Source organism: Brevundimonas sp. CURTG3B2_SDJG (assembly GCF_057364705.1).
The window spans coordinates 1-9,377 of the sequence record NZ_JBNFOJ010000111.1; the positions used below are offsets into that span (position 1 = coordinate 1).

At 70.0% G+C, this 9,377-nt stretch carries 12 protein-coding genes and 2 pseudogenes; 7 read left to right on the top strand and 7 right to left on the bottom strand.

Annotation, left to right across the window (positions count from 1 at the left end):
* From AC2W7C_RS09110 to AC2W7C_RS09120, 3 genes and pseudogenes are all read left to right on the top strand, one after another.
* Nucleotides 1–1,139, top strand: a 1,139-nt coding sequence (locus AC2W7C_RS09110; RefSeq protein ID WP_486001152.1) for a cobaltochelatase CobT-related protein, incomplete at its 5' end; no start/stop codon positions are given.
* A gap of 110 nt (nucleotides 1,140–1,249) precedes the next feature.
* A pseudogene (locus AC2W7C_RS09115) lies at nucleotides 1,250–1,660 on the top strand (esterase-like activity of phytase family protein); the annotation flags it as partial.
* Between the two features lie 68 nt (nucleotides 1,661–1,728).
* Complete coding sequence (locus AC2W7C_RS09120) at nucleotides 1,729–2,148, top strand: hypothetical protein (protein ID WP_486001162.1); 420 nt, start codon at nucleotides 1,729–1,731, stop codon at nucleotides 2,146–2,148.
* Here the strand turns inward: AC2W7C_RS09120 and AC2W7C_RS09125 are convergent.
* The 4 genes from AC2W7C_RS09125 to AC2W7C_RS09140 form a co-directional block, all read right to left on the bottom strand.
* On the bottom strand, nucleotides 2,138–2,590 hold the full coding sequence (locus AC2W7C_RS09125) for a hypothetical protein (RefSeq protein WP_486001163.1): 453 nt from the start codon (nucleotides 2,588–2,590) through the stop codon (nucleotides 2,138–2,140). The two genes, AC2W7C_RS09120 and AC2W7C_RS09125, sit on opposite strands and share 11 nt — an antisense overlap.
* The gene (locus AC2W7C_RS09130) at nucleotides 2,587–3,177 is read right to left on the bottom strand and encodes a demethoxyubiquinone hydroxylase family protein (RefSeq protein ID WP_486001153.1); all 591 of its coding nucleotides are present in this window, start codon (nucleotides 3,175–3,177) and stop codon (nucleotides 2,587–2,589) included. Before AC2W7C_RS09130 ends, AC2W7C_RS09125 begins: the two co-directional genes overlap by 4 nt.
* On the bottom strand, nucleotides 3,155–3,688 hold the full coding sequence (locus AC2W7C_RS09135; RefSeq protein WP_486001154.1) for a disulfide bond formation protein B: 534 nt from the start codon (nucleotides 3,686–3,688) through the stop codon (nucleotides 3,155–3,157). Before AC2W7C_RS09135 ends, AC2W7C_RS09130 begins: the two co-directional genes overlap by 23 nt.
* Nucleotides 3,689–3,755: 67 nt before the next feature.
* Nucleotides 3,756–4,337 carry a YqaA family protein gene (locus AC2W7C_RS09140; RefSeq protein ID WP_486001155.1) on the bottom strand — a complete coding sequence of 194 codons (582 nt, stop codon included), beginning with the start codon at nucleotides 4,335–4,337 and terminating at the stop codon, nucleotides 3,756–3,758.
* A 138-nt stretch (nucleotides 4,338–4,475) separates the two neighbouring features.
* On the opposite strand from AC2W7C_RS09140, the gene AC2W7C_RS09145 reads away from it, so the two are divergent.
* From AC2W7C_RS09145 to AC2W7C_RS09155, 3 genes are all read left to right on the top strand, one after another.
* The gene (locus tag AC2W7C_RS09145; RefSeq protein WP_486001156.1) at nucleotides 4,476–4,916 is read left to right on the top strand and encodes a VOC family protein; all 441 of its coding nucleotides are present in this window, start codon (nucleotides 4,476–4,478) and stop codon (nucleotides 4,914–4,916) included.
* Nucleotides 4,913–5,533 (top strand): DUF6655 family protein, encoded by a 621-nt coding sequence (locus AC2W7C_RS09150; RefSeq protein WP_486001157.1) that lies wholly within the window; start codon nucleotides 4,913–4,915, stop codon nucleotides 5,531–5,533. The genes AC2W7C_RS09145 and AC2W7C_RS09150 overlap by 4 nt, the downstream gene beginning before the upstream one ends.
* 65 nt (nucleotides 5,534–5,598) lie before the next feature.
* Entirely contained in the window at nucleotides 5,599–7,455 is a 1,857-nt protein-coding gene (locus AC2W7C_RS09155; protein WP_486001158.1) for a DUF885 domain-containing protein, read from the top strand.
* A 3-nt stretch (nucleotides 7,456–7,458) separates the two neighbouring features.
* Here the strand turns inward: AC2W7C_RS09155 and AC2W7C_RS09160 are convergent, their stop codons facing one another.
* Nucleotides 7,459–7,698 (bottom strand): zinc-finger domain-containing protein, encoded by a 240-nt coding sequence (locus AC2W7C_RS09160; protein ID WP_486001159.1) that lies wholly within the window; start codon nucleotides 7,696–7,698, stop codon nucleotides 7,459–7,461.
* Nucleotides 7,699–7,799: 101 nt separating this feature from the next.
* Between AC2W7C_RS09160 and AC2W7C_RS09165 the strand changes: the two genes are divergently transcribed.
* A complete protein-coding gene (locus AC2W7C_RS09165; protein WP_486001160.1) occupies nucleotides 7,800–8,774 on the top strand; it encodes an ABC transporter ATP-binding protein in 975 nt (324 codons plus the stop codon).
* Between the two features lies 1 nt (nucleotide 8,775).
* Here the strand turns inward: AC2W7C_RS09165 and AC2W7C_RS09170 are convergent, their stop codons facing one another.
* The gene (locus tag AC2W7C_RS09170; protein WP_486001161.1) at nucleotides 8,776–9,114 is read right to left on the bottom strand and encodes a hypothetical protein; all 339 of its coding nucleotides are present in this window, start codon (nucleotides 9,112–9,114) and stop codon (nucleotides 8,776–8,778) included.
* Nucleotides 9,115–9,186: 72 nt separating this feature from the next.
* Nucleotides 9,187–9,377, bottom strand: a pseudogene (locus AC2W7C_RS09175) (Tat pathway signal protein); the annotation flags it as partial.

A 9,377-nucleotide genomic window follows, 5' to 3' on the forward strand; every position in this document is an offset into this window, starting at 1 on the left:
CGATCGAGGCCGGTGTTTGTCCAGTCAGCCACGAACCACCAGCCACTAACCACTTCGCACCGCCCGCCCGGACGGCGCGCCGGCCGGACCCGGACGGGGACGCCTCCGACGACGGGCCGGAGCTGAACGAGGGGGCCCTGCCCAATCGCCAGCAGACCGCCGACGACGGCCGGGCGATCGACGCCTATCGCGTCTTCACCACGGCCTATGACGAGGTCGTGGACGCCGCCGACCTGTGCGATCCCAACGAGCTGGAGCGGCTCCGGTCGCTTCTGGACCAGCAGCTGACCGCCCTCAGCTCGGTCGTCGCCCGCCTGGCCAACAAGCTGCAGCGCCGCCTGATGGCCCAGCAGAACCGCAGCTGGCATTTCGACCTGGAGGAGGGCGTGCTGGACACCGCCCGCCTGACGCGGATCATCACCGACCCGACCTCGCCGCTCAGCTTCAAGGCCGAGAGCGAAAGCCCGTTCCGCGACACGGTCGTCACCCTGCTGCTGGACAACTCCGGCTCGATGCGCGGCCGGCCGATCATGGTCGCCGCCGTCTGCGCCGACATCCTGGCGCGCACCCTGGAACGGTGCGGGGTCAAGGTCGAGATCCTGGGCTTCACCACCCGCGCCTGGAAGGGCGGGCAGTCGCGCGAGGCCTGGATCACGGCCGGCAAGCCCGCCGGGCCGGGCCGCCTGAACGACCTGCGCCACATCGTCTACAAGGCCGCCGACGCCCCCTGGCGGCGGGCCAAGAAGAACCTCGGCCTGATGATGCGCGAGGGCCTGCTGAAGGAGAACATCGACGGCGAGGCCCTGCTGTGGGCGCACGAGCGCCTGCTGGGACGGCCCGAACAGCGGCAGATCCTGATGGTCATCTCGGACGGATCGCCGGTGGACGATTCGACCCAGTCGGCCAACGCCGCCCTCTATCTGGACAAGCACCTGCGCCAGGTGATCGAACAGATCGAGACCCGCTCGCCGGTCGAGCTCCTGGCCATCGGCATCGGCCACGACGTGACCCGCTGGTACCGCCGCGCGGTCACCATCGTCGATGTCGAGCAGCTGGGGGGCGTGATGATCGAGAAGCTGGCCGAGCTGTTCGACAGCCAGCCCGCGGAACAGCCGACCCGCCGTCGAAAGGCCGCCTGATGAACCTTCGCCGCCTCGCCCCGCTCCTCGGAGCCCTTGCGATGGCGGCCTGCGCCACCGCCTCGACGCCCCCGCCCGTCGTCGTCCCGGCCAGCGAAGGCTGGACCGCTATGCAGGTCCAGGCGCGCCCCGCCGGCCTGGGCCTTCCCGGCGGCGCCCGGCTGGGGCCCGGCGTCCGGTTCGTCGGCGGGTTCGAGTTCGTCGCCGACGCCGCCTCGCCCTTCCACAGCCTGTCGGACCTGAAGACGCACGACGCCTGGTTCTACGCGGTCTCGGACGCCGGCGATCTGTTCCGGTTCGTCGTCCCCGAGGACGCCGCCACTGGCCGGCTGCTCCATCCCGCCCGCTTCGAAGGCCGCCGCCTGACCCTGCTGAACAGCCGCCCGATCGCCGACAAGGCCGACGGCGACGCCGAGGGGCTGGCGATCCACGGCAGGACTTTGATGGTCAGTTTCGAGCGCGATCACCGTATCTGGAGCTACGGCCGCGTGGATCGGCCCGACGCCGTCCCGACCGCCTTGCCGTCCCCGCCGTTCGCCTTTGCGCTGAACGACGGCATGGAGGCCATCTCGACGGCCGACGGGCGCCAGTGCGGCGCCTCGGCGACATCTCGTTCGCGACCCTGCCTGCGCGTCGCCGGCGAAAGCGGCGGCGTCTGGGATTGCGGCCCTCAGGGCTGCGTCGAGCGCGTTCCGCCGCCCCCGACACCGCTGACGACGGAGAGTACCGCATCACCGGCATGGACCGCGATCTGGCGGGAGACGGCTGGTTCGTCGTCCAGCGGTCCTACAGCCCGCCCATCGACGCCCGCGCCCGGGTCCGTCGCATGGCCCCGGACGGGACCCTGGGCCCGGTGCTGGTCGAGCTCAAGCTGCCGGGGACGACCGACAATTTCGAGGGGATCGCGGCCGTCGAGCATCAGGGCGGCGTGCGCCTGTTCATCCTCTCGGACGACAACAACAGCGCGCGCCAGAAGACGCTGCTGCTGGCCTTCGACGTCAGGGGCTAGGCGGCATGGCCTGGACGGCCTTCAACTCGGCTATGAATTCTCGCATCGTCATCCCGGCCCGCGCCCGCCGCCAAAGCCTCGGGTTTCCCAGGGTCGCGCCGAAGCTCAGGTCTATCCCGATCTTCTTCATATAGGCCGCGTGCCGTCCGTTGAGACTGAAGGCCGCGGCGCTGGCATGCCACAGCACGAAGGCGGCCCAACCCAGGGCGGCGGCGAGCAGAGTGGTGAAGGCCCACAGCGGGATCGGGGCGCCGAGATAGTCGGCCAGGGCGAAGATGAGGACCGGGATGAAGCCCTTGGCGGCCTCGAGCCGCAGCCAGTTGTCATACCGGTCGGCGGAGCCTCGCGAACTGTTCAGCAGGATGGATTTCACGCGGATGTGGCGACCGACGGCTCCACCCCGGACCACGGCCGCGAACAGGCCCCGCCCGCGTCCGCTCACACCCGCTCGCTGATCTTGATCGCCGCCCGGCAGCCGGCCCTGATCACGGCGCTGAGCAGCTCATAGCCAGGGGCCTCGCGGCTGCCGTGCTCGACCGCGTGGTCGTGGTGGGCCAGCTCCTCGTCGCGGAACTTCGTCAGCTCGGCCGCCAGGGCCGGGTCGCGGTCCCGCACCTCGGCGATCTGGTCGGCGTAATGCTCCTCGATCACGCTCTCGACCGCTTCGGTGCAGGCGTGGGCCGCCTTCTCGCCGATAAGGGCCGTGCCGGCGCCGAGCGCCAGGGCCGCCAGCCGCCAGACCGGGGTCATCACGGTCGGCCGCACGTTCTCGGCCTTCAGCAGCGCCTGGAAGCGTTCCAGATGAACCTGCTCCTGGCCGCGCATCTCCTCCATGTCGGCCGCGATCTTCGCCTTGCCGGCCCGTCCCTCGAAAACGGCCCGCTGGGCGCGATAGATGTGCACCGCCGCATATTCGCCGGCGTGGTCGACGCGCAGGATCTCGTCGCGCCGCCGCTTGCTGGCGCCGCGTCCGGGACGGGGCAGCAGGACGCGGCGTTGCGGGGTCTCAGTTCCGGGGGGCGCGGGCATCCTTGGGCCTCTTGGCGGCGAGCAGGCTGAACACGGCGAGCGCCGCCGAGATCAGCGCGTTCCATCCTGCCATGCTCAGGCCCGCGAAACTCCAGGCCACCGTGTCGCAGAACACGAAGTCCTCGACCGGGCCGGTTCCGAGCGCCAGGGCGGCCAGGCTCTCCAGGTTGACATCGCCGCCGCCCGAGCAGGTCGCGGGCAGCTCCCACCACTTCAGCTCGCCGCCGGCATGGAAGATCGCGGTCACGGCGCCGGTCGTGAACACCACGAACAGCAGGAAGGCGGCGATGCGCGGCGTGCCGCGGCTGCCGCGGCTGACCAGATGCCAGACCGTGGCGACCAGGGCGATCGCCGCCGCCCCCCAATAGACCTCGCGCTGCTTGAGGCACAGATTGCAGGGAGCCAGGCCGCCGAACCGCTCGAACGCATGCGCGGCGCCCAGCATAGCCAGCGACGCCGCGAGCGCGAAAGCGGTCCACCACCGCGTCAGGAGTCGGTACAAGCCTCTCATCGGACGCCGTTCATAGCCGGGCTTGGCGCGTCCGTCGATGCGCCGCCCCTCCGACGCGAGGCCGAGGCTAGTGGAGCACCACCTTCAGCAGCACGACCGCGCCGATCAGCACGGCCAGGCCCACCACGGTCCATAGCGTCAGCCGCTTCTCGACCCGCTCCCAGACGGCGGGGCCCCAGCGCTTGATGACATAGGCCACCGCGAAGAACCGCCCGCCCCGCGTGACGGCCGAGGCGATCAGGAAGACGGGGAAGCTGAACTGCGCCAGGCCCGAGGCGATGGTCACCAGCTTGTAGGGAAAGGGCGTCAGCCCCTTGATCAGGATGACCCACAGGCCGAACCGGTCGTACCAGGCTTCGAACTGGGCCTGGGCGTCCGCGCTGCCGATGAAGCCCAGGATGGCCTCGCCCACCGGCGTCAGGAAATAGCCGATCGCATAGCCCAGGACCCCGCCCAGGACCGACGCCGCCGTGCAGACCGCGGCGTAGAAATACGCCCTATCCGGCCGCGTCAGCACCATCGGCGCCAGCATCACGTCCGGCGGGATCGGGAAGACCGAGCTCTCGGCGAAGGAGACCGCCGCCAGCGCCGGCGTGGCGTGCTTGCTGCGGGCCAGAGAAAAGACCCAGTCGTAGAGCTTGCGAAGCATGGATTCCCCGAAACGAACCCTTCGCCTCTAGCAGCCCTCGCGGGCCGGCGCACCCGCCGAAACAGCCCTTGAGTCGCCGTCGCGGCGATCCGCCGCTATAGAGGCCGCCTCGCTCCTTCTCCCCAGGGACCGGACACCTTGCGCTATCTCCACACCATGGTCCGCGTGACCGACCTCGACGCCTCGCTGCGCTTCTACTGCGACCTGCTGGGCCTGGAGGAGATGCGCCGCATGGAGAACCAGGCCGGACGCTACACCCTGGTCTTCCTGGCCGCCCCGGCGGACAGGGCGCGGTCCGAGATCGAACGGTCGCCCGAGGTCGAGCTGACCTATAACTGGGACCCCGAGACCTATTCCGGCGGCCGCAACTTCGGCCACCTGGCCTACAAGGTCGACGACATCTACGCCGCCTGCCGGCGGCTGGCGGACGGCGGGGTGACCCTCAATCGCCCGCCGCGGGACGGCCGCATGGCCTTCGTCCGCTCGCCCGACGGCGTCTCCATCGAACTCCTGCAGGAGGGCGAGCCTCTCGCCCCCGCGGAGCCCTGGGCCTCCATGCCCAACATCGGGAGCTGGTGATCTTGAGACCTCATTCCGCCCTGGCGGTCCTCGTCCTTCTGGGCCTTTCGGCCTGCGCCTCCGCGACGGAGACCAATCCCGCCCGCACCGCCACGGAGCAGCTGCTGATCTCTCGCGCCGCCGATCGGGCCGTCGAGGGCCTGACCCTGCCGATCCCGGCCGGGTCGCGGGTCTTCGTGGACGAGGTCTACTTCCGGGCGGACAACGCGCCCTACGCCATCAGCGCCATTCGCGCCGCCTTGTCCGAGGCCGGCTACGCCGTCGTCCCCACAAAGGCCGATGCGGACGCCGTTCTCGAGGTCCGGGCCGGCGCCCTCTCGCTGGAGCAGATGCGCCGCGTCGTGGGCCTTCCGGACATGCGGGTGCCGGTCAACGAGACGCTCAACGTGGTGTCCATCCCCGAGCTGTCGATCTACAGCCGCCGCGACCGGATCGGGGTAGCCGAGTTTTCCGGCTTCCTCTACGAACCCCGCACGGGCGCGCCGCTGGGCGCGGTCCTGCCGATGACCGGCGAGTTCCGCATCCGCAGCCACAAGGTTCTGATGATCGTCTCCTGGGGCCAGCAGACGGTCGACCCCGGCGAGCGCGACCCCGGCGACAGCTGGCGGGAGTTCTAGGCGGCCTTGCGCCTCGCCCTCTGACCGTCGAAGGTCCGGCCCTTCTGAACCTCGGGAGGGTCTTCATGCGCCGTCTGCTCGTCTCCACCGCCTGCGCCGTCGCCGTGCTGGCGGGCGCGCCTGGCGCGGCCCTGGCCCAAACGCCCGCCGCTCCGGAGGCGGACATCTCGATCCAGACCGAGGACGCGCGGCTGGCGGCCTTCTTCGAGCAGGCGTTCCAGGAGCGGATCGCCCTGTCGCCCCAGACCATGACCTCGCTGGGAATGAAGACCGATTACGACAAGCTGGACGACGCCACCGACGCGGCGGCGGAGCGGTCCCTGGCCCTGGCCGAGCGCCAGCTGGCCCGCATGAAGGCCGAGTTCGACCCCCAGACCGTCAGCGCTGAGAACCGGATGTCGATGCGGCTTTTCGAATACGGGGTCGAGCAGTCGCGGCTGTCCAACCAGTGGCGGGACTGGGGCTATCAGTTCGCCGCCAACGGCAACCCGACCACCGGCCTGCCGGTCTTCCTGATCAACAACCATCGCGTCTCCAGCGTCTCGGACGCCGAGGCCTACGTCTCGCGCATCCGCGCCTCCGAGCGGGTGATGGGCGAGATCGCCGACGAGCTGCGCGACCGGGCGTCGAAGGGCGTGATCTCGCCGAACTTCGTGTTCGAGCCCTCGATCGCCAACACCCGCAACATCATCGCCGGCGCCCCCTTCGACGGCGGCGCGGACAATCCGGTCTGGGCCGACTTCCAGCGGAAGGTCGGCGCGTTGGAGACGGACCAGGCGACCAAGGACCGGCTGCTGGCGGAAGGCCGTGCGGCCCTGACCGGCGAATGGAAGCGCGGCTACGAAGGCGTGCTGGCGACCCTGGCCGAGGTCCAGGCCCAGGCCGCCGTCATGCCGGATCGCGACGGCGGCGTCTGGCGACTGCCCGAAGGCGAAGCCTTCTACAACGCCCGCCTGCGCCTCTCGACCACCACCGACCTGACCGCCGACCAGATCCACCAGATTGGCCTTCAGGAGGTCGAGCGCCTCCAGGGCGAGATGCAGGCCATCATGACCCAGGTGGGCTTCACCGGCTCGCTGCAGGAGATGTTCGCCTTCCTGAAGACCGACCCGCGCTTCCAGTATCCGAACACGCCGGAGGGCAAGGAGCAGTATCTGACCGACGCCCGCGCCTTCATCGCCCAGGTGATGCAGGTCGCCCCGCGCTGGTTCAGCGACCTGCCCGAGGCCGCGCTGGAGGTCCGCGCCGTCGAGCAATGGCGCGAGGCCACGGCCTCCATCGCCTTCTATAACCAGCCGGCGCCCGACGGGTCGCGGCCCGGCATCTACTACGTCAACCTGTCGGACATGACCCAGGTGCTGAAGCCTCAGATCGAGGGGATCAGCTACCACGAGGGCGCGCCGGGCCATCACTTCCAGATCGCCTACGCCCAGGAGATGCAGGGCCTGCCGTCGTTCCGCCGCTTCGGCGGCTACGGCGCCTATGCGGAAGGATGGGGCCTGTACGCCGAGCGGCTGGGCAAGGAGATGGGCTTCTACCAGGATCCCTATTCCGACTTCGGCCGTCTATCGACCGAGTTGTGGCGGGCGGTGCGCCTGGTCACCGACACCGGCCTGCACGCCAAGCGCTGGAGCCGCGAGCAGGCGATCGAATATTTCCGCCAGAACTCGCTCCTGTCCGAGCGCGACATCGTCAAGGAGGTCGAGCGCTACATCACCAATCCGGGCCAGGCGACCAGCTACAAGATCGGCGAGCTGAAGATCATGGAGCTGCGCCAGCGGGCGCAGGCGGCGCTCGGTGCACGCTTCGACATCCGCGACTTCCACGCGGTGGTGCTGGGATCAGGCTCGGTGCCGCTGGACGTGCTGGAGGACCAGGTGGACGCCTGGATCGCGGCAGGAGGCGGCGCGCCGGCCGCCTGACGGTCAGTGCGCTTCCGGCGGACGCGCTGCCGGGTCGAGGTATTCGGACTCATTTTTCGGCCGCTTGCCCAGCACGAACATGCGGTCGCAGTAGGCGCACTCGACGTGGTCGTCTTCGCCCATGTCCATGTAGACCAGCGGGTGGCCCAGCGCGCCGCCGCCGCCGTCGCAGGACACGCGCTTGGTCGGCACGACGATCTTTTCCGGCGGGGGGATGATCGCATCGGCGGGGCGCGGGGGCATTCGACAGGCTCTGACTTGGCGATTGGGGCGGTGACGCATAGGTATGCGCGCGCGCTCCATACCGTCAAACCGAGCCGCTCGAAACACCCGAAAGCGCCTGAATGACCGAGACCGAAGCCCTGCCCGTCAACGCCATCGAGGTCCGGGGGCTGGAAAAGACCTATGCGGGATCGAAAAAGTCGCCGCCCAAGACCGCGCTCCGGGGCGTCGATCTGGTCATCCCACGCGGCTCCATGTTCGGCCTGCTGGGCCCGAACGGCGCCGGCAAGTCGACCCTGATCAACATCCTGGCGGGCATCGTCAACAAGACCGGCGGCTCGGCCTCGATCTGGGGCCGCGACATCGACCGGCAGCCGCGCGACGCCCGCGCCGCCCTGGGCGTGGTGCCGCAAGAGATCGTGGCCGACGTCTTCTTCACCCCCCGCGAGGCCTTGGAGGTCCAGGCCGGCTTCTACGGCGTGCCGGCGAACGAGCGCCGCTCCGACGAGCTGCTGGCCGCCCTGGGACTGTCGGACAAGGCCAACGCCTACGTCCGCGCCCTCAGCGGCGGCATGAAGCGCCGCCTGATGGTGGCCAAGGCGCTGGTCCACAATCCGCCCATCCTGATCCTGGACGAGCCGACCGCCGGCGTCGACGTCGAGCTGCGCCGCCAACTGTGGGAGTACGTGCGGCGCATCAACGCCGAGGGCGTGACGATCCTCCTGACCACCCACTACCTGGAAGAAGCCCAGGAGCTCTGCGACACCATCGCCATCATGAACCGCGGCGAGGTGGTGGCCTGCGAGCCGACGTCCGTCCTGCTGCGCCGGCTGGACACCCGCAACGTCGTGGTGACCCCGGAGGACCAGTTGGAGGGCCTGCCCGAGGTCAAGGGCTTCGACGTCGTCGGTCGCCCCAACGGCGCCTTCGCGATCAGCTACCGCAAGGGCCAGTCGTCGGTGGAGCAGGTGCTGGCCGCCGTGCGCGCCGCCGGGGTGACGATCGCCGACATCTCGACCGAGGACCCGGACCTGGAGGACGTGTTCCTGGCCCTGACCTATGGCGACGCCAACCAGATCAGCCCGACGAAAGACTGACCTATCGGCAGACTCCGCGGGCCTGCATCCGCTGGCGGGTCAGTCGGCCCTGCTCGACGCTCCAGGCGTAGGCGCGGTCGTAGCCCTCGGTTCGGACGCGACGCTGGAACTCGGCCTCGACCCGTCGGCGCTCGGCCGAGGGGACCATGTCCAGCGTACAGGGTGGGGGTGTTCCCGGCTGGGCGCGCGGCGAGCGGTCCCTGTCCGAGCGCTCGCGGTTGTTGTTCAGGTTGTTCCAGCGCTGGCTTTCCAGATGGGGCGTCAGCCAGTCCTGGGCCTGGACGGAGCCGGCTCCCAGGACGGCGACGAAGCTTGCGGTCACGACGAGTGCGCGGCGCATGGCGAAACCGTGGGCGGCGGCTCTTCGAGACGGAGCCGTCAACCGAACGGGCGAACCGAGACTGCGGTTCCGTCAGACCACCATCACGGTCCCGATGAGCAGGCGCGCGCCCGGCCGGCCGATCGTCTGGTTGGTGGCCGCCTGCAGCTGGGCCACCAGGCGCTCGATATCCGGCGGCGCGCCGGGCAGCAGGGCGTTGGCCGCTTGCTGCACCACCGCCGCATAGGCCGCGCGCAGGCGGGGGGGCGGAGTTGGGCGACGCG

What these genes read in the sequence shown, in the direction of transcription:
- AC2W7C_RS09130 (WP_486001153.1), bottom strand. Translation starts at nt 3,177, where the DNA reads ATGCCCGCGCCCCCCGGAACTGAGACCCCGCAACGCCGCGTCCTGCTG.
- AC2W7C_RS09155 (WP_486001158.1), top strand. Translation starts at nt 5,599, where the DNA reads ATGCGCCGTCTGCTCGTCTCCACCGCCTGCGCCGTCGCCGTGCTGGCG.
- AC2W7C_RS09135 (WP_486001154.1), bottom strand. Translation starts at nt 3,688, where the DNA reads ATGAGAGGCTTGTACCGACTCCTGACGCGGTGGTGGACCGCTTTCGCG.
- AC2W7C_RS09160 (WP_486001159.1), bottom strand. Translation starts at nt 7,698, where the DNA reads ATGCCCCCGCGCCCCGCCGATGCGATCATCCCCCCGCCGGAAAAGATC.
- AC2W7C_RS09170 (WP_486001161.1), bottom strand. Translation starts at nt 9,114, where the DNA reads ATGCGCCGCGCACTCGTCGTGACCGCAAGCTTCGTCGCCGTCCTGGGA.
- AC2W7C_RS09165 (WP_486001160.1), top strand. Translation starts at nt 7,800, where the DNA reads ATGACCGAGACCGAAGCCCTGCCCGTCAACGCCATCGAGGTCCGGGGG.
- AC2W7C_RS09140 (WP_486001155.1), bottom strand. Translation starts at nt 4,337, where the DNA reads ATGCTTCGCAAGCTCTACGACTGGGTCTTTTCTCTGGCCCGCAGCAAG.